This window comes from Microcystis wesenbergii FACHB-1317 (assembly GCF_014696875.1).
Lineage (GTDB): Bacteria > Cyanobacteriota > Cyanobacteriia > Cyanobacteriales > Microcystaceae > Microcystis > Microcystis wesenbergii_A.
The window spans coordinates 1-18,367 of sequence record NZ_JACJQV010000173.1 but is presented as its reverse complement, the minus strand read 5'-3'; the positions used below and the strand labels follow the sequence as shown (position 1 = coordinate 18,367).

The 18,367-nt window shown below is 42.4% G+C and carries 16 protein-coding genes and 3 pseudogenes; 6 read left to right on the top strand and 13 right to left on the bottom strand.

Annotated features, from left to right (window positions below):
* Positions 1–5: 5 nt before the first annotated feature.
* The gene (locus H6F92_RS16415) at positions 6–1,535 is read left to right on the top strand and encodes a glycine betaine ABC transporter substrate-binding protein (RefSeq protein WP_190358736.1); all 1,530 of its coding nucleotides are present in this window, start codon (positions 6–8) and stop codon (positions 1,533–1,535) included.
* Here H6F92_RS16415 and cysS read toward each other — a convergent pair.
* Positions 1,518–2,960 (bottom strand): cysteine--tRNA ligase, encoded by a 1,443-nt coding sequence (gene cysS, locus H6F92_RS16410; protein WP_190358735.1) that lies wholly within the window; start codon positions 2,958–2,960, stop codon positions 1,518–1,520. The two genes, H6F92_RS16415 and cysS, sit on opposite strands and share 18 nt — an antisense overlap.
* 556 nt (positions 2,961–3,516) lie before the next feature.
* Between cysS and H6F92_RS16405 the strand changes: the two genes are divergently transcribed.
* Positions 3,517–3,792, top strand: coding sequence for a hypothetical protein (locus tag H6F92_RS16405; protein ID WP_002768833.1), 276 nt, complete (start codon positions 3,517–3,519; stop codon positions 3,790–3,792).
* A 250-nt stretch (positions 3,793–4,042) separates the two neighbouring features.
* Here H6F92_RS16405 and H6F92_RS16400 read toward each other — a convergent pair whose 3' ends face one another.
* On the bottom strand, positions 4,043–5,200 hold the full coding sequence (locus tag H6F92_RS16400) for an NAD(P)/FAD-dependent oxidoreductase (RefSeq protein ID WP_190358734.1): 1,158 nt from the start codon (positions 5,198–5,200) through the stop codon (positions 4,043–4,045).
* 121 nt (positions 5,201–5,321) lie between these two features.
* On the opposite strand from H6F92_RS16400, the gene H6F92_RS16395 reads away from it, so the two are divergent.
* Together H6F92_RS16395 and H6F92_RS16390 are read left to right on the top strand one after the other, a co-directional pair.
* Positions 5,322–5,963, top strand: a complete 642-nt coding sequence (locus H6F92_RS16395) for a Uma2 family endonuclease (protein ID WP_190358733.1) — start codon at positions 5,322–5,324, stop codon at positions 5,961–5,963.
* 24 nt (positions 5,964–5,987) lie between these two features.
* Positions 5,988–6,629, top strand: coding sequence for a Uma2 family endonuclease (locus H6F92_RS16390; RefSeq protein WP_190358732.1), 642 nt, complete (start codon positions 5,988–5,990; stop codon positions 6,627–6,629).
* Positions 6,630–6,632: 3 nt separating this feature from the next.
* Here the strand turns inward: H6F92_RS16390 and recN are convergent, their stop codons facing one another.
* From recN to H6F92_RS16335, 11 genes and pseudogenes are all read right to left on the bottom strand, one after another.
* The gene (gene recN, locus H6F92_RS16385; RefSeq protein WP_190358731.1) at positions 6,633–8,360 is read right to left on the bottom strand and encodes a DNA repair protein RecN; all 1,728 of its coding nucleotides are present in this window, start codon (positions 8,358–8,360) and stop codon (positions 6,633–6,635) included.
* A gap of 57 nt (positions 8,361–8,417) precedes the next feature.
* On the bottom strand, positions 8,418–9,098 hold the full coding sequence (gene rppA / locus H6F92_RS16380) for a two-component system response regulator RppA (protein WP_190358730.1): 681 nt from the start codon (positions 9,096–9,098) through the stop codon (positions 8,418–8,420).
* Between the two features lie 84 nt (positions 9,099–9,182).
* A complete protein-coding gene (locus H6F92_RS16375; RefSeq protein WP_190358729.1) occupies positions 9,183–10,241 on the bottom strand; it encodes a DUF2157 domain-containing protein in 1,059 nt (352 codons plus the stop codon).
* A 482-nt stretch (positions 10,242–10,723) separates the two neighbouring features.
* A complete protein-coding gene (locus tag H6F92_RS16370) occupies positions 10,724–13,078 on the bottom strand; it encodes a GH116 family glycosyl hydrolase (RefSeq protein WP_190358728.1) in 2,355 nt (784 codons plus the stop codon).
* A 126-nt stretch (positions 13,079–13,204) separates the two neighbouring features.
* Positions 13,205–13,648, bottom strand: coding sequence for a DUF3531 family protein (locus tag H6F92_RS16365; protein ID WP_002752631.1), 444 nt, complete (start codon positions 13,646–13,648; stop codon positions 13,205–13,207).
* Between the two features lie 38 nt (positions 13,649–13,686).
* On the bottom strand, positions 13,687–13,803 hold the full coding sequence (locus tag H6F92_RS27075) for a DUF3531 family protein (protein ID WP_416338788.1): 117 nt from the start codon (positions 13,801–13,803) through the stop codon (positions 13,687–13,689).
* 44 nt (positions 13,804–13,847) lie between these two features.
* Positions 13,848–13,958: pseudogene (locus tag H6F92_RS16355) on the bottom strand (DUF3531 family protein); the annotation flags it as partial.
* Positions 13,959–14,186: 228 nt separating this feature from the next.
* The gene (locus H6F92_RS16350) at positions 14,187–14,768 is read right to left on the bottom strand and encodes a CPBP family intramembrane glutamic endopeptidase (RefSeq protein WP_190358727.1); all 582 of its coding nucleotides are present in this window, start codon (positions 14,766–14,768) and stop codon (positions 14,187–14,189) included.
* Entirely contained in the window at positions 14,765–15,823 is a 1,059-nt protein-coding gene (locus tag H6F92_RS16345; protein ID WP_190358726.1) for a DUF3326 domain-containing protein, read from the bottom strand. The genes H6F92_RS16350 and H6F92_RS16345 overlap by 4 nt, the downstream gene beginning before the upstream one ends.
* Positions 15,820–15,996 carry a hypothetical protein gene (locus H6F92_RS16340; protein ID WP_190358725.1) on the bottom strand — a complete coding sequence of 59 codons (177 nt, stop codon included), beginning with the start codon at positions 15,994–15,996 and terminating at the stop codon, positions 15,820–15,822. Before H6F92_RS16340 ends, H6F92_RS16345 begins: the two co-directional genes overlap by 4 nt.
* Positions 15,997–16,308: 312 nt before the next feature.
* Positions 16,309–17,523: pseudogene (locus H6F92_RS16335) on the bottom strand (ISL3 family transposase).
* A 215-nt stretch (positions 17,524–17,738) separates the two neighbouring features.
* On the opposite strand from H6F92_RS16335, the pseudogene H6F92_RS16330 reads away from it, so the two are divergent.
* Together H6F92_RS16330 and H6F92_RS16325 are read left to right on the top strand one after the other, a co-directional pair.
* Positions 17,739–17,986, top strand: a pseudogene (locus H6F92_RS16330) (transposase).
* Positions 17,979–18,257 carry a hypothetical protein gene (locus tag H6F92_RS16325; protein WP_199308243.1) on the top strand — a complete coding sequence of 93 codons (279 nt, stop codon included), beginning with the start codon at positions 17,979–17,981 and terminating at the stop codon, positions 18,255–18,257. The pseudogene H6F92_RS16330 and the gene H6F92_RS16325 overlap by 8 nt, the downstream one beginning before the upstream one ends.
* The last annotated feature ends 110 nt before the right edge of the window (positions 18,258–18,367 follow it).

The following is an 18,367-nucleotide window of genomic DNA, read 5'->3' as shown; positions in this document are numbered from 1 at the left end:
AGTTTATGGATAGTTTTTGGCTAGATTATGGGGGGGAAATCGCTTTTCGCACTGGAGAACATCTTTTCTTGACGGGAATAGCCATGGCTATGGGTAGCTTAATTGGGATTCCTCTAGGTATTTTGATTAGTCGTCAAGCTATTCTCGCCCCACCAATTATAGCGATCGTTAACACCCTACAGACTATCCCCAGTTTAGCCCTATTTGGTTTTTTAATTTCCGTGCCTTTTTTGGGAGGAATCGGCAAAATTCCCGCTATTGTTGCCCTAACTCTCTATACCTTACTGCCAATTGTTTTAAATACCTATCTGGGCATCAAAAAAGTTGATCCCGAATTAAAATTAGCCGGGTTATCCCTAGGCATGACCGACGGTCAAATCCTGCGCTATATCGAATTACCCCTGGCCGGGGCGACAATTTTGGCAGGAGTGAGAATTGCCACGGTGATTGCTATCGGTGTGGCCACGATCGCAGCTGCCATCGGTGGCGGTGGTTTGGGAGTGTTTATTTTTCGCGGTATTGCCACGGTCAATAATCAGTTAATTTTGGCGGGGGCAATTCCTGCCGCTTTTTTAGCCCTTGTTGCCGATTGGAGTCTCGGTCGGCTAGAAAAGACCTTTTCCCCTTCGCAACGCCCGAAAAAGCCCTCTAAATGGCAATGGGGCTTAGGTTTAATCGGGTTGGCCTTGCTATCTTTCCTCTTGACTCAAATTTTCCATTCATCCCCCGGCACAGTGGTGATCGGTTCCAAAAATTTTACCGAACAGGTGATTTTAGGGGAAATTTTGGCACAGAAAATCGAAAAAGAGACGAATTTACGGGTTGAGCGTCAATTTAATCTCGGTGGTACTCTGATCTGTCATGAAGCGGTGAAAGCGGGTAAAATCGATGGTTATGTGGAGTATTCTGGCACGGCTTTCACGGGAATTTTGCAGGAAAAACCCCTTAACGATGCCCGATTAGTCTCTGAAAAGCTGCAAGAGATTTATCCGGAAAAATTTAATCTAGAAGTCTTTCCCAGTCTAGGATTCGAGAATACTTTCGCCATTGTTATCCGGGGAGAAACCGCCAGTCAATACAATCTGAAAACTCTCTCGCAGGTGGCTAAATATACTCCCAATTGGCAAGCGGGTTTTGGTTATGAATTTTTGGAAAGGGAAGACGGTTACAAGGGATTAGCGAAGACCTACGGCCTAACTTTTGCCCGACCCCCGAAAGTGATGGATTTAGGGTTAATGTACCGCGCTTTAGCCGAAAAACAAGTGGATTTAGTGGCGGGAAATTCCACCGATGGCTTAATTCCCGTGCTAGATTTAGTCATCCTAGAAGATGATCAACGCTATTTTCCTCCCTACGAAGCGGTACCGATTTTTAACCGGGATAGTTTGCAAAAATATCCGCAATTGCGACAGGTTTTAGCCAAACTCACTGGCAAAATCACCTCCAGCACTATGCAGAAATTAAACTATCAGGTGGATGGACGCGATCGCAGGGTGGAGGAAGTGGCCGAAGAATTTCTAGTCTCCCTCTCTTAACCATTTAGTCACTCCCCCGGGTTGGTCGATTAAACTAATCCCTTGCGCTTTTAATTCTGCGCGAATGCGATCGCTTTCGGCGTAATTTTTCGCTTTTTTCGCCTCTGTGCGTTGTTGGATGAGATTTTCGATATCCGCTGCACTAATTCCCTCAGAAACAGGGGTTTCCCTCTGGTCGGCGGCAATTTCTAGACCCAAAACCCTAGACAATTTCACCAAAGTCTGCCATTTTACCGCTAATTCGGCCAGATTGCTGTCCGTCTTACCCGCATGGGTTAAATTATTACCCTCCTTGCGTAATTCCTTAGCGATTTCAAATAACACCGCTAAACCACCGGCAAAGTTAAAATCGTGATTTACCGCCTCTTGAAAGCGATTTTCTAGCTCTTGGTCAGTAATTGCGGGATTATCTGGCGGAAGATGCTTATAACCAAAGGATAAACCCTCTTGTAAAGTATGCCAGCCATTAGTGGCCGCCTGCAATCCCTCATCGGAAAAATCGATCGGTTTGCGGTATTGGGCCCCTAAAATTAATAATCTCACGGCTAAGGGGTCATATTTTGTCAATAACTCGCGAATAGTGATGAAATTACCGAGGGATTTCGACATTTTTTCCCCGGCCACCTTAACCATGCCATTATGTAACCAATAGTGGGCCAGAGGTTTACCAGTTGCCGCTTCACTTTGGGCAATTTCGTTTTCGTGGTGGGGAAAAATCAGATCACTTCCCCCCACATGAATATCGATAGTTTCTCCCAATTGTTCTTTGACCATGGCCGAACATTCAATATGCCACCCTGGACGACCTTGGCCCCAGGGAGAATCCCAACTAGGTTCCCCCGGTTTTGCCCCCTTCCAGAGGGCAAAATCAAAGGGGTCTTGTTTTTTAATTGCTTCCGGGTCGTCGGTTTCTACCCGGCCGCTGGCGCCGGCTTGCAGATCATCCAGTTTTCGCCCTGATAGTTTGCCATAATCAGAAAAACGACGGACGGAATAGTAAACATCGCCATCGCTGGGGTAAGCATAGCCTTTTTGTTCTAATTCATAGACTAGGCGCTTGATACCGTCGAGGGTATGAGTGGCCCGGGGATAAGCGTCCGCCGGTCTGACTCCTAATTTTGCCATATCTTCAAAGTAGGCCTCGATAAATCTCTCGGCTACGGCTGCCATGGTGGTATGTTCATTTTTAGCCCGATTGAGAATTTTATCGTCAATATCAGTGAAATTCTGAATATAGCGCACTTTATAACCGAGATACTCCAAATAACGCCGCACCACATCCCAAACCACACAGGTACGCGCATGACCCAAATGGCAATAATCATAAACGGTAATGCCGCAGCAATACATGGAGACCATGCCGGGGATGAGGGGGGTAAAGGGTTCTTCGCGACGACTGAGGGTGTTGTAGAGGATTAAGGTCATGGATGGGGATTTTTTTCTGGGGAAAAAGGCTAGTCCAATTTTATAGCAGTTATTTTCAGTTATCAGTAATCAGTGATCAGTTATCAGTGATCAGTTATCAGTGATCAGTGATCAGTGAGCAGTTATCAGTGAGCAGTTATCAGTGAGCAGTTATCAGTGTAAGTATCTAAGCACAATTAATTACACATCTAAGCCACTACTCCGTCAGACTTCTGCGGTGGTGAGCAAACAGAGAACTGAAAACTCAAATCCGATCCCTAATAGCTGTATCCCGTCTCCTGTCTCCTGTCTCCTGTCTCGACTAGGAAATTAATTTTGCACGACTACTTATCAGTGACCGCTAACCACTTTCCCAGATTTACCTACTATATTTTGTGTTTTTTGTCAAGGGGTTTTTAGGGTTTTAGCAAAGATGTGACGGTAAGATTCGAGGAGATAGGACTGTTTTGATGAGGACTATTATTGATGAAATCGATAGAATAACGATAGGGGAAGCTTGATTGTTTGCCTTAACCGACAATTTTTATTGTTAATCAACTTTGACCAGACCATCATCATGAATGAACCACCTAATAGCGCTGGCGATGAAATCCAATTACCCCGGGGAGAAAGAGTTGACCAGCTAAGAAATCTCATCGAAACCCTACGCATTGCCGATGAAGTGGCCAATCGCGGTTATTTGATTACCAGCGCCGAAGTGGCCGATTTAATGGATATTAATCCAGGGGCCGTTACCAGTCGCGGCGACCATTGGCCGTGGCGAAATTGGGTAATCTCCCGGGTCAGACGCGAGGGAAACCAAATTCTTTGGCAGTTGGAAAAAGTCGATTAGGGTTAATTGCAACCATCAGTTAATTTCTCTCTTAACTTTTGTCAATTAGCAATTAGGGTTTGCTAAATAAATCTAAAAACCTTGTTGGGTAAGACTTTTAGACTTTTGGTCAATCAAAAAGTCCCAGATCCCGGAGGGATCGGGGGGAAAATTCCGGGACTTTTTCCCTGAAAATTAGGTAATTTACCAGATGAAAATGGGTAAAAACCTACACCCCACACCCCACACCCTGTCCCCACGAAAAACTTTTTCAGCAAACCCTAATTATCTCGTCATTTTCCCCGAGCAGATGACGCGCAAAACGTCGGGCCAGGGGCGGAGCCGATACAAGCGTACTGGTAAAACCAGAAAATACCTGCAATCCCAGTTTATCGGCGATCGCTCCCACTAGGGGCCGTCCCGAGGGAGCAAAGGCCACTAGGCAATGATGACAGCTGCCGGGGAGAGAGGCTAAAGAAGGCAGCAATGTCCCCACGGCGGCGCGTATTGCTTTTTCCCCCGCCAGAGGGTTTAAAATCCCGTCTGGATCGGTGATAATGGCGCTAATTTGCCCTAGATAAAGGCTTTGATCCCGGAATTGTACCGCTCCCGTTTCTAAAACACTGGCAATTATTTCTGGGGTTTCTCTCTGCCAAATGCCCTGATTTTCTAGTTGGGTAATTTTTTGCTCTAATACCAATCTGGCAGGAATTGCGGGCATAACTAGGGTGTTTAATTTGATCTCGCTGGGGGGAATTTTGATCACCTGGGCATGGGTAAAATAGACGGGAGCAGTAATACCGGATTTTTGCAGTAAAGACCGAGTTAATCCCCCCGCACAAACGATAGTTTCCCCGGCATAATAATTATTTTTAGGAGTTTTTACGCCGGTAATTCTCGATGCAGTTTCAATTAATTCGATGACAGCTTCCCGAATAATCTTGCCTCCCAGACGTAGAAAAGCTTGTTGATAGGCAAGATTAGTTTTTTCGGCGTTGATGTGACCGTGGGGCAGTCGTAAAACTCCGGAGATAGCTGCGGGATTTAATAGAGGTTCTAAAGCGATCGCTGCTTGCGGATCGAGAATTTCGGGGGTAATAGCAAAGATAGCAAATTTTTCGGCCACAGCGACTGGATCATCTTCAGGGTTAACGGTGAGAATTAACTCTATGTCCCGGTATTCGTTATCTATGCCCAATTCCTGGGATAAATTGCGCTGAATTTCTCGACCTTCTTGGTATAATTTTCTCTCGATTTCTGTGGTAGCCGACCAATAGGCTAAACCCCCGTAACTGTAGAAAGTGGCGTTGAGGGGATGGGTTTCTTTTTCTAATAAGAGGACTCGACTGCCTAGGTTAGCTAGTTCATAACTTAAGGCGGAACCGGTGATACCACCACCGATAATTATATAATCATAAGTTGTGGTCATAATTGGGCTAATTTTTTCTCAATTAATCTATTCTATCATTATACTTGCTCGGTTCCCTGGTTCTGATTTGAGCAATAATTGCTATAATTAGAGAAAAAGTTCAAAGCGGGATCGGATAACTATGCAACAGCTAGAAACTAGGGGGATAACTGACTCATGGATTAAAGGTAGTTGGGAAGAATACCTAGAAGCAATTAACAACTTCCCAGAAAATCAAGGAAAAAGTTATTATTACAATGGCTATTATCGCTTAGAAATGACTCCTATTGGATTTGAACACGCTAGAGATCATCACGTTGTCTTTTTGGGGGTGAGTCTCTACGCTATCCTCAAAGAAATTCCTTTTCAAGGACTCCCCACTTGTTCCTATCGCAAAAGAGGAATTAGAGAAGTGCAGCCCGATATATCTTACTATCTAGGAGAGAAAGCGAATCTGATACCAAATGGGACTTCGATTATTGATTTAAATCAGTATCCCCCACCAGATTTAGTCATTGAAATCTCAAAATCTACCCTTAATGATGACTTAGGCAATAAACGCTTACTCTACGAAGAATTAGGGGTTAGTGAATACTGGAGTGTTAAGGTAGATGATCCTCAAATATTTGCTTTTGAAATAATCGATCGAGGTAGTAAAAGAATTGATATATCAAAGGTTTTACCTAATTTAAAACTTGCGGTTTTAGAGTCAGCTTTACAACAGGCACGCAGCAAGGATCAAAGTCAGGTGGGACGTTGGTTAATCACTCAATTTCAAGGTTAACTCCATAAAATCGAGGCTAAGATTATGCAACAGCTAGAAACTATTATCTCGACAGATTTATGGATTAAAGCTAGTTGGGAAGAATACTTAGAAGCAATTAAAAACTTCCCAGAAAATCAAGGAAAAAGTTATTATTACAATGGCTATTATCGATTAGAAATGACTCCTATTGGTAACGATCATGCCAGCGATCATGCTATTTTGATCTTCGCTGTTAGTCTCTATGCTACCCTAAAAAATCTGACCTTTAATGCCAAAGATAATTGCAGTTTTCGCAAGTCTGGTTATCGAGAAGTTCAACCAGATATATCTTATTATTTTGCTGACAAAGCTAATCTGATTCCCTACGGTACTTCGCTGATTGATTTAAATCAGTATCCCCCACCAGATTTAGTCATTGAAATCTCAAAATCTACCCTCAATGATGACTTAGGTAATAAACGCTTACTCTACGAAGAATTAGGAGTTAGTGAATATTGGAGTGTTAACGTCGATTATCCCCAAATATTCGCTTTTGAAATAATCGATCGAGGTAGCAAAAGAATTGACATATCAAAGGTTTTACCTAATTTAAAACTTGCGGTTTTAGAGTCAGCTTTACAACAGGCACGCAGCAAGGATCAAAGTCAGGTGGGACGTTGGTTAATCAGTCAATTTCAAGGTTAAATCTTACTGTTTTTTGGCAGCCGCTTTCTCCAATAAAGACTCGGCAAAAGCGATGGCATCTGCTGCCGAATTTCCTCCCGTTAATTGTGCCAATTCTTCCCTTCTCGTCTGACGATTATCGAGAGAAGTAACCCGGACAACCGTGCGAATTTCCGAGAGATTAGTGGGATTATCTTCGGCAATCATTTGTTTATAAACTCGAAAATGGTGATCAGCTAAAGCAGCCACTAAGGGTTGATGAGTAACGCATAAAACTTGATATTGTTGACCTAATTGATCTAATTTATCGGCAATTGCTTGGGCAACTTTTCCCGATACTCCCGCATCAATTTCGTCAAAAATTAGGGTTGTCGCTGCCGATTGGGATTGGGAAAAACAGGACTTTAACGCTAGGAGAAAACGACTCATTTCTCCTCCGGAAGCGGTACTGGATAAAGGTTGGATTTTTTCCCCCGGATTGGGACTAAAATAAAATACCACTTGATCGACTCCCAGACTGCTAGGATTACCCGGGTTAATCCGACAGACAAAAATCACCTTTTCCATGGCTAAAGGTTTTAATTCCTGTACCAATTGTTTTTCTAGTTGACTAGCGGTTTCTTGTCGCAAAAAGGTCAACTGGGTGCTAGTTTCTCGATAGATTTTTTCCTGTTGCTGACAAATTTTTTCTAATTCCTCAATCGATTGTCCTTCTCCCGTCAACTCCGCTAATTCCTGCTGTAATTTCTGATAATAATCGATCGCTTCGGCTAAACTTGGGCCATATTTGCGACAAATGCGCTTAAGTTGGACAATTCTCTCTTCTATCTCGTTCAATCTCTCGGGATCTGCCTCTAGACTATCCCCATAAACGTTGATTTCCTGTCCCGCTTCCACCACCTGATTTAATGCCGATCGCACCATCTCTAAAATTGGCTCTAAACTCGTATCATAAACCATCATATTTGTCAAGATATTTTCAGCTTTTCCTAACAAATCAGCGACAGCGGGTTGATCGCGATCGTTTTGGTAGAGTAGTTGATAGACTTGATAGCTGGAATTTTGCAAATCGACACCGTGGCAGAGTCGGTTTCTTTCCTGTTCCAACTGTTCCAACTCGTCAGCGTCAGTTAAATTAGCTGATTCTAGTTCTTTTAGTTGATATTCTAGTAAATCTAATCTCTGTAGGCGATTTTGTTCCGATTGCAACCTATTGTTTAAACTATTCTTGCTTTCTTGCCAGTTAGCGTAGGCTGTGGCTACCTTTTCCCGCTGCCGCAGCAGCGATTCACCCCCGTAGAGATCTAATAATTCCCTCTGTCGATTAGCGTCCATTAACTGAACTGTTTGACCTTGGGCGGTGATTTCTACCAAAAAATCTCTTATTTGCGCCATTTGTTGGCGATTAGCGACGACTCCGTTAATGCGAGAACGAGAACGCAAGGAATTATTAGTAATCACTAATTCCCTGCTAATGGTCAGACTATTATCCTCTAATAGGTCAATTTCCTGACTTTCTAGCCAAGCAATTAATTCTGGAGTCAGAGAAAAAGTCGCTTCTAGGGTTGATTGTTGGCTTCCCTGACGGATGACGCGATGATTGACTTTACCACCGAGAACAATATCGATCGCATCTAATATAATCGATTTTCCTGCCCCCGTCTCACCGGTCAGTACATTTAATCCGTTCCCGAAAGTTAATTCTAAGCGATCGATGAGGGTAAAATTTTCAATTTGTAGGCAGGATAACATATATCAGTAATCAGTAATCAGTAATCAGTTGGTATTCTCATTATCCTTCAGCATTCCCTAATTTTCCCCGAAACGGTAGCCCTTCCCATAGACAGTATTAATTAGAGGTGTTTCTCCAGCCGCTTCGATTTTACGACGCAGCAAGCGCATCAGGGCAGCAACTACATTACTATTAGGTTGCTCTCCTTCTGACCAGAGATGCTGATAAATTTGTTCATGGGTGAGAAGTTGCCCTGGATGGGTCATAAATAAAGTCAATAATTGTACTTCTTTTGCTGATAAACTAATCGTGCGACCGTGACGATAGGCTACTTGATTTTCGCTATCGAGTTCTAAATCAGCACATTTTAATTTACTGCTATTACTAGCTTCAAAATTGGGAGAACGACGCAATAAAGCGCGGACTCTCGCTAATAATTCTCGCAGTTGAAAGGGTTTGACTAAATAATCATCAGCACCGGCATCTAATCCCGCCACTCGATCGTCTATGGTATCCTTAGCGGTTAGAAATAAAACGGGAGTGGTGTCCCCTTGATCCCGTAAATATTGACAGATTTGTAATCCGGATTGCTGGGGTAACATCCAATCGAGAATTAAGAGGTCATAATTATTCTCTTTTGCCAATTCTAACCCCGTCCGACCATTATCAGCAATATCAACTTCATAGCCTTCTTGAGCAAGAATTTGTTCTAAGGGTTCGGTTAATTCTTTTTCATCATCCACCAAAAGTATTCGCATAGAAGTAACATTATCAGTTATCAGTTATCAGTTATCAGTGATCAGTTCACTGTTTACTGATCACTGAAAAACTATTTATCCTAATTATCTATCTTTGGGTAATAAATTGCGCCATTCGAGAGGGATATAACTTTCAATAAATCTAGCCAGGGTTGGGTAATGACGCTGATATAAAACTCCCATATAGATAATACCAAGTCCTAGGACAGTTAGGGCAAAGGGAAAGAAAATTGAATCGGCAAAGAGACGATAGGAGAGATAGGAAAGATAGGCAAATACTCCGATACCTCCAAAAACCACAAATAATCTTCTTTTTAGCAGGACGGATAATAACATTAATCCCAAGTTAATTAGACAGTATAAAAATCGTTGCGCTTCATTATCCTCGATGAGGAGAGATAGACTAAACCAAAACATAATCAATCCGAATAGATATAGCCAAAAAGCAAAATCTCCCCGACTACGACGCTGACGTACATCAATTAAATAGGCAGTTATTAAACAGGCAATTCCCAACCAAAAGGATACCCAGCGTCGCATTCTCCATGTATATTCGTTCTCTCCAAATAGTAAAGGGGTTAAGTCCATTGACATATACCATAAACTAAAGGCGATCGGTGCAGTTAAGAAAGGAAATTTAACAAATCGCAAAGTTATTAATCCTGCGATAATCGTGCCTAATTCCATTAAAAACCAACTGCCTTTAGTCCAGGTATAGAAATCTGGATAAATGGCCATATTTCCAGCTTGCCAGTATCCTGTCCAGCGTTGTAAACCATAGATTGCTAAGGGAGTCATTGCCACTGCCATGGTAAATAAAAGGCCGCCGGGGATTTTGAGATTTTGCTGAAAATAGAGATTTTTACCCGTGAAAATAAAACAAACTGCATAAAACAGGGCGATAAAAAATAGGCCTGCACCACCAAAACTCTCCCAAGCTTTGTTCATAAACCACCCCAGGGCAGAGATAACAATTAATGCGCCAAAATAGTAAGCCACATTAGCAAAATTAAAACGAGGGCGATTAACTTCATCTTCCTGGGGATAACGGGATAAAAAAGCTGTCCATAAATTTTCAGCTTGGCTGGCAGTAATTAGGTTTTGTTGTACTGCCCAATCAAAATCTTCTTTTTCTAGTCTCATAATCTTCTATAGTCCTTAAGCTAATGATACTAAATCCTGTTTAAAAGGTATGGGAGAGTGGCAAGTGGAGAGAAAGGATTATAATAAGTATAAATTATTATTTAAGAATAAATAATTAAAATATTTAAATACTTTAGCCAATCAGTTAAATGTAACAAGGAAGTTACAATATCTAAACTTTCCCAGAATTTGCCAAAATTTGGCTGTAAATCGGGATTGCCTACATTTCTTAATCTGGTATGATCGTGGTATGCTGTGGGCTTAGTTTAAGCGTTAAGCCTCAAATCAACGCAAAACTGCGACAATCAGAGGACTGCATTGATACCATTCCCCAAAAAAAGCCCCTAGGGATGACATTTTTTTGTGAGGCAATTTTTGAAGTTTTGTAAAGGCTATTGACTTAAAGCCAGAATTGTGTATATTAATGGCATTGTTACATTAAAACTGATAAAAGGCGACCTAGTGTTAGTCCAAAAGAAAACTTAGCCCTGAAATTCCGTCAAAACCCCATAGATGGCCCAGATAGCCATGGCGCGTAAATAATGACAGGCGCGAAAAGTTCCCACCGACGTTATTGCTTCTGGGGTGCGAAATTGTAAGCCATTTTCATAAATTTGTTGCACCACCGCCTCCGTAATTTGCCATCCTTGCTTTTCCATTCCCATTTGCAGTAAAAAAGCCACCAACCCAAAATTAATTCCTACCCAAACTTCCAAGGGATGAGTTGCCTGGGGATTTTCGGGAGTACCATCGGGTTTTAACCCATTTGCTGCCCCAAATTTTCCCTCATGAAACTTGAGAAAACAAGCCTGATAAATCTTACTTAAAGCTGATTGCGTGTATTGATTTTCTACCACATCTGGCAAAGCCAATAAACGGGCATAAAATTGACCGCATAATTGGTCAGTCATCACCACATCGGAACCACTGCCACTATCTAAATTATAATATTCTCCATTCCAGAGAGTATCATGATAAATAGCGCGAGATTGCTGTAACCAACTGGCAAAAATTGCTGTATCTTCTCCAAGAATTGCCCCAATTTTAAGCGCCGCTTCTAGGGCCGCTATCCACAAACCACCACAATAGGCACTAATTCCCTGTAAACGCCAATCATCAAAGGTTTGGTCTGGTGCGCCGGAATTTTCGGGAATCCCATCGTTATCAAGGTCAAAAGTTTTTAAATATTGCAAAGTCAGGACAATTGACGGCCAACATTCCCGCAGAAAATCCTCATCTTTAGCCCCCGTTAATAAATAATCCCGATAGACTAATAAAACAAAATCACTGCCTAAATCTTTCCAGAGATTACAATCTTGATAACTGGTGTAATTGCTCTTTTGCCAAGGGTGTTCATTGGGTGCGCCTAAATCGTGGGGAGTGGCATTTTTAGCCTTACGAATGGCACTAGCTTGATTATAACCGATAATCCGAGGAGTGTCGTCACTGCTGGGAATTGCCCTGGCAAAAGCTTCCATGACGGCCTTTTCTAAGCGCGGCCATAACATCAATAACCCAAAGGAACCATAGAGACGCACATCAAGACTTTCATACCAACGATAATCTATACATTCTAAGACCCCAAATTGACCGATGGGATCCTGTTCCGTGGCTGCCGTCCAGAGAGTGCCGCCGTCCGTTAGGAGGTATAATTCGTTAAATAAAGCCATTTTAAACCAATCGGCCAGATCGCTGCGTTCTAGGATCGGTTTTTGCCAGTTAATAATATTTTCTCGCCATGTATCGCCGTGTTTTAAGGCTGTGCGTACCATCGCCCAAGCATTTTGACCATTGCGACCGAAAAAGTCCGTATAACGACGATAATAGTTAATTCCTTGAGCAAATTCCGTGATAGGTAAATCCCAAGCTAAAATAAAAGGAATTTTGCGAGTTTTCCCCGGACGAATGGTAAAACGAATCGCCATGGCCGTGGCCGTTTGTTCCCCTTTTTGGGCGGGGGTTTCGTCCTCAATATCCGGTAAAGAGCCATTCATGGCGAAATAGTCCCAAACTTCGCCTCCATCGCCCGCAGGGTTCCATTTACCCAGATAAAATACCTCTAGACTCGGATTAGTGATACTAGCAATCGCCATCTGTCCATCCCCTTCCCCGGGGTTTTCGTAATCTCGACCCATTAGACAGCCAACGCGGAAATTATCGACAATCCATTGATTATAATTACCCTCACTTTCCCCCCATTTTGATTGATATTCATAGACGGGACTACCATCATCTCTCACTTTAACCACTGGGGATTTAATCGCGTTAGTAAACCAACCGATTGTATTTTGCCAAGTCAGCATAATACTAATAGTAATCGGTTTATCGGTGGGATTATGAACCGTCCATTCAAATAGGGCAATAGGATAACTACTTTCTTGATAATTATGCGCCCAAACCGGTGAGAATTGTTCGCAAATTAATTGAGTCTGAAAAACATCTTTGTACTCGTACCAACTGCGGGGATAAAGGGCAGAATATGTTCCCTTTTCGGCAGGATACCACGACCAGCGCGATAATGTTCCATCCGTCGGGCTTTCCGTCGCCATAGCGTAGGCTTGGGCGCTTCCGTCTTCTGTTTGTTCAAAAATGCTAAATTGACAGGCAGGAAGGCTATTAAAACTGTGTTCACCGCCGTCCAGATGCCAGAGGTTAAAGTCACCTTTGGGGGAACGTCCGATGCAACCGGCCCCAAATCCCCCCAGAGGCATCCCATGCCAAGGACCATCATCTAAATTGCTGGCGTAGCGGACGCTGTAGGGTTTTTCCCAACCTTTGCCTAGAGGACGTTTCCAAGCGGCGGCGGGAATTTCTGGAAGGGAGACGAGATTAAGCATAGATGTTTTTAAGTGGGGTGTGGGGTGTGTGTGGGGTGTAGGGTGTGGGGAGAATAAATAAATAAAAATAAACTCCTGACTCGGAGAATACTGACTCCACCAAGAAACTTTTTCAGTAAACCCTAATTATTCGCTAAAGAGATAATTACTGCGATCGCTTACTGGCCAATCTTGATTTTCTCCACCGATAATTAAACGTTTAATATCGACAAAATCCTTACTTAATTGGGTCAAGGCATTGATTAAAATATCTAAAGCAATAAGATCGCTAGTACCGAGATCAAACCAACAACGTCCCCAAGTACCTAAGTATTCAAAATCGGTCATATTGTGCATCGGTGACATAAAGGCATTTTCGGCCATATCTGGATCGTATTCCATATAACTAATATCGATTCCCACCTCCTGTACCTGTAGGTTTTCCGCATTGAAAGCCCCTAATTTACCCAAATAAAACCAAGAGGCAAAAACTTCTTCTACATACTGCTGTTCCATATTCGAGGGAACCGTCGAAAATTCCAGCCAAAACCAGACATCAAAAGGATTAAATTCGCGAAATTGCACTTCCATATTTTTTATAGGAGACAGGAGTAGTCACTGATAACTGATTACTGATTACTGATAACTGATAACTGATAACTGATAACTGAATTCGAGGGAACCGTCGAAAATTCCAGCCAAAACCAGACATCAAAAGGATTAAATTCGCGAAATTGCACTTCCATATTTTTTATAGGAGACAGGAGTAGTCACTGATAACTGATTACTGATTACTGATAACTGATAACTGATAACTGATAACTGAATTCGAGGGAACCGTCGAAAATTCCAGCCAAAACCAGACATCAAAAGGATTAAATTCGCGAAATTGCACTTCCATATTTTTTATAGGAGACAGAAGACAGAAGACAGAAGACGGGGAAGTGGGAATTATGAATTATGAATTGGGGAGAAGGGAGTATTTTCAGTAAACAGTAATCATTGAATAGTGAACAGTAATCGGTGATCAGTGAAAAGACAGTAGGAAACTTTTATTTAATACTGCTCACTTAAAACTCAAATCTGATCACTGATAACTGATAACTGATAACTGATAACTGATTACTGATTACTGATTACTATTCTGTAATTTCCAGAGAAAACTAGCGAGGAGATTGGTGATAATATGAGCGAGGATTGGGATTAATAAATTACCGGTGATGATGACGGTATAACCGAGGGCAAAACCGACAACAGTTGCCCAGATAACATAGGGCCATTGTTGGGAACCGCTAAAATGGAGAATGCCAAAAATTAGACTAGAAACGGTTAAACCAAAGATATTTAAGCCCAAAGCTGGCAAAATTACCCCGCGAAATAATAATTCTTCACTTAACCCCGGCAGTAATCCAATCCAAATTAAATCGGGCCAAGCTAAAGGTTTAATGACTAATTCTAAGTAAGAGTTAGCACTATGGCGATAACTAGGCCAAAAACGATAGAGAAGCCCACTAATTCCACTAATCGCCCCCGCTAAGGCTAATCCGAACAGGAAATCCGGGAGAGTCCAGCGAATGGCGGGAATAGCGATCGCACCGAAATATTGCCAAACTTTGGCGACTACCAGCAAGATAATCGCCGTTACCGCCATAATGGTGAGGACTTGTGTGCGTGTCAGGGGATCAAATTCGGGATTAGGGGAATTAGTCACGGATTCTCGGATAAACAGCGTAAAGAGTTTAAATTAGGGCGAAGAGATGCGAGGCTAACCCCGGCCCGTTGACAAACGATCGCACCGATCGCCTCTGTATATGAGTGTACCCTAATTGCTTTCACCCCTAGAGGTTCCGGGGCCACCTTCATTCTTGTACTATTTTCCTCGACAGCAATCAGTACACTTTTTTCTTGACAAAAACTCAATACTGTGCTAGAGCCGCAGGCACTGGCGGGAACGATCAGCGCGTCCACCTCCCGGCGCCAAATAGCATCGGGACTGGGCTGCTTGACCAATTGGGGGGCGCGACTTAAACCCACCAAAACGCAGGGTAAAAAAGTATAACCGATTTCTTCGGCCGCGGCCTTGGGGGAAAGTTGCGGATCGAGGGGCAGCGGACTTAAAGCGGGGGCGTGGGCCGCCGGTATTTGGAATTGTCGCACCACCAGATGGGAAATTACCGCTTCGGCCCCGGCAAGGGGATCCACCCCCTGACCATGGCGATAATTAGCCAGGGCAATGCTATCGGGATCGTCGGGAAAACGGGCAACAATGGCGATCGCTTCTGCCCGGCTTTGCTTAATCAGTTTTTCTGCCCCCCGCAGCAAGCTGTCGGGATTGCCAATTGTTCCCCAACTGGCCCCGGAGGCTGCCTCTCGCAACTGCACATTTAGGGGGGCATCGGTGATAAGGTAATCGGTCAGATCTAAGCCTAGGGTAGCCCGAACAGCATCGGCAGCCTGAAGCTGTCTTTGCAAGAGGTCAAATTCAATGGTGCGATCAAATAGTAACCCGATGCGATTTTGATGGACGGGACTTAATCCCCAATCCCCCCGGGCAAAACGATCTAAAGCGTAACCCTCCACATAATAGGTGTTGTCCAGAGGCCAGTACAGTTGTGCGCCGTTGAGGACATTGGGATGGGTAATTAGGCGATCGCAAACTTGGGCGATCGCTCTGGCCACGGGAATGCCATCCCCAGCATAACCGCCAATCGCTGCCCCGATGCCGGTGGGAATAATTAGTACGGCGGTATAGGGACGGGAATTCACGAGACAGTGGTGACAATCGCTTCGACTTTGACTTGATTATTCTCGGTATCCACTTCTGTGATTGCCCAACGCAAGGGTTCACCGCGTTTGGCTAATTCTTTTTCGATTTCTTGCTGCAGTTGTTGCGGGGTTTCCTGTAGGTCGATTTCGGCACTAATAAAGTGAGTGGTCATGGGGATTGTCTGCGATAGTTATCCCCTCAGTTTATCAAGATTTTGCCCTCTTGCGCTGGCTTATACAATCCTTATAGAACCCATTTGGTATCTTTTATCCTGTAGATGCTAGGCTGAAAAGGTGAAGCGAAAACCTTGTCCATTATAGGTTTCAGGGAAGAGAGTCGGTAGCCTGTTTAACGGCAATACTTTGGTCTGAACCCCGTCAGTGAATGCGCCGCCGTCTAGTCGTCCCCGAAAATCGATAGAGGAGTAAGCCAAAATGTACTCAAGTAGTATGACGGATGGCTCTTCGTTACTCTTTATGCTAAATTAACACACAAAATGCCAAGCAAGCATACTTCTAATCCCAAAATTTCGAAAGTTTCTTAAACCATAACCTCTTCGTTTTATTAGTTTAAGTTTATTGTTGATTCCTTCAACCACCCCATTCGTTGTTCTTGGCTCGAAATCATTAATAATTTCTCCCAACCAGTTTCGGATTGTTTGACAACTCTTGGTCAAAATATTGGCCGATTTTGCCATCCATTCTGATAGGTCTATCATTCCTTCTGTCCCATTCTTCGAGGTTTTGTAAATTGTTCTGAATTCTTCTTTTAATTCGTGCATTTCTTTTAACTTTGGCAATGTTTTTTTGATTTATTCTAGTTTTATTTTTTGTTTTTCTGTTAACTCTTTTTCGTTTTTCAGCAGACTATATTTGCTTGGCTTTAACACTTCTAATTTTGCTTCCTATTCCGCTTAATTCTTTTGATTTTTTAGTTCATTTGACGCTTTCTTTTCTGCTCTTCTTTGTTGATCTAATTCTTGATTAATTTGTTTTATCAGATGGAATCTATCGGCGACCACCTCGGCCGATGGCATCAATTCTACCACTAAATTTTTATAGGCTGACCAGAGATCTATGCTTACCTCTTCAATTTTCTCTAAAACCTCTTTTCCCCAGCCCGTCAGTGTTTTTCTTAACTCTTCTTGTGTTCGCTTTTCTAGAATAGCTATTAGTTTCCCCGTATCTAAATTTACTAAAACCGCACCATAATTTTTTTGTCCTTTAACTAGAGCGATTTCATCGATTCCAATTCTTTTTAATTTCGATAGATCGAGAGACATAATTTCTTCGGCGATATCCTCTAGCATTCTTTGAATTGCTTCTTCCGTTACTTCATTTCTTCGGCTAATATTTAAAATATCTCCTTCTTTTAGTTGCCCGAGTATGTTTTCAGCTAATCTTTTTGTATAGGTTCTTTTGGAGTTGACAAAATCTAATTTCTCACTAAAAGGCTTCTGGCAATTATCGCACTTAAATTGGCGACGATTAACTTGTAAATATACCGACTGCCCGGAGATCGGTAAATCCTTCACCAGATAGCGATGATTCTGGTGTACTTTATCGCTCGTCAACCCACAGCGAGGACAGGTCGCTTTTTTATTTTTCGATTCGATCCGGAAGATTAGGCCGATATTTTCTAAGTGTCGATAGCCTTGAATAAAGATTTCTTCTAGATTCAAAAACTTGTCAAGTGTCATAATTAAATACTCTCGTTTTTTACGATTATATTAAATAATAACTCTTTTGTCAATTTTTTTAATTATCTCGATTGCACCCTAAGTCTTTTCTTGCCTAGATTCTAACTACTTTTAGACTGACACAATTTTATCCACTTTTTATTTTTGATTAATTATTGGCATAACAAGTACCGAAAAACCTGACGGATAAAGAGTGGTCTATCGTAGAACCGCTATTGCCAAAGAAGAAATTGACTTGCCCCCCGAAATGGACAAAACGACAGATTTTAGATGGGATTTTCTATCAACTCAAAATGGCTGTAATTGGCGGGACCTCCCGAAAGATTTCCCGACCTACTCCACCGGGTTCTGGCATTATAAACAGTGGAGAAGTCAGGGAATCATCCCAAAAATAATCGAAGAATTACATCGCCGATTACGACAACAAGAAAAAAAACTTGTGGACGACTCTAATTATGATTGATTCTCAAGCCGTCAAAAATACCTGTAATGCGATTGTTGAGACGAAAGGATTTTGTTTCTACAAGTGTACCAATGGAATTAAACGTCATCTAGCGACAGATAGTCTTGGTTTTCCCAAATTCGCTCATTGTACTCCCGCCCACCTATCTGATGACCAAGGATTGATTGAGTTGTTAACTCGAGGTATTGACTATTTCAAGTTAAAACCGTCGGAACTACCTAATACCATTTTTCTTTATTCTTGGCAGGTATCTTACCCCCCCTTGCCCTAGGGTTGATTCATTTAAATTAAGTACAGCGGATTTTGAGTCAATAAATTTGAATGAAAATTCTCAAGTTTATCTTTTTCTAATCAAAAGAGTTAGTGACAATAACTAATCTT

What these genes read in the sequence shown, in the direction of transcription:
- H6F92_RS16365 (WP_002752631.1), bottom strand. Translation starts at nt 13,648, where the DNA reads ATGGAAGTGCAATTTCGCGAATTTAATCCTTTTGATGTCTGGTTTTGG.
- H6F92_RS27075 (WP_416338788.1), bottom strand. Translation starts at nt 13,803, where the DNA reads ATGGAAGTGCAATTTCGCGAATTTAATCCTTTTGATGTCTGGTTTTGG.
- H6F92_RS16390 (WP_190358732.1), top strand. Translation starts at nt 5,988, where the DNA reads ATGCAACAGCTAGAAACTATTATCTCGACAGATTTATGGATTAAAGCT.
- H6F92_RS16325 (WP_199308243.1), top strand. Translation starts at nt 17,979, where the DNA reads ATGATTGATTCTCAAGCCGTCAAAAATACCTGTAATGCGATTGTTGAG.
- H6F92_RS16370 (WP_190358728.1), bottom strand. Translation starts at nt 13,078, where the DNA reads ATGCTTAATCTCGTCTCCCTTCCAGAAATTCCCGCCGCCGCTTGGAAA.
- rppA (WP_190358730.1), bottom strand. Translation starts at nt 9,098, where the DNA reads ATGCGAATACTTTTGGTGGATGATGAAAAAGAATTAACCGAACCCTTA.
- H6F92_RS16375 (WP_190358729.1), bottom strand. Translation starts at nt 10,241, where the DNA reads ATGAGACTAGAAAAAGAAGATTTTGATTGGGCAGTACAACAAAACCTA.
- H6F92_RS16405 (WP_002768833.1), top strand. Translation starts at nt 3,517, where the DNA reads ATGAATGAACCACCTAATAGCGCTGGCGATGAAATCCAATTACCCCGG.
- H6F92_RS16340 (WP_190358725.1), bottom strand. Translation starts at nt 15,996, where the DNA reads ATGACCACTCACTTTATTAGTGCCGAAATCGACCTACAGGAAACCCCG.
- H6F92_RS16395 (WP_190358733.1), top strand. Translation starts at nt 5,322, where the DNA reads ATGCAACAGCTAGAAACTAGGGGGATAACTGACTCATGGATTAAAGGT.
- recN (WP_190358731.1), bottom strand. Translation starts at nt 8,360, where the DNA reads ATGTTATCCTGCCTACAAATTGAAAATTTTACCCTCATCGATCGCTTA.
- cysS (WP_190358735.1), bottom strand. Translation starts at nt 2,960, where the DNA reads ATGACCTTAATCCTCTACAACACCCTCAGTCGTCGCGAAGAACCCTTT.
- H6F92_RS16415 (WP_190358736.1), top strand. Translation starts at nt 6, where the DNA reads ATGGATAGTTTTTGGCTAGATTATGGGGGGGAAATCGCTTTTCGCACT.
- H6F92_RS16400 (WP_190358734.1), bottom strand. Translation starts at nt 5,200, where the DNA reads ATGACCACAACTTATGATTATATAATTATCGGTGGTGGTATCACCGGT.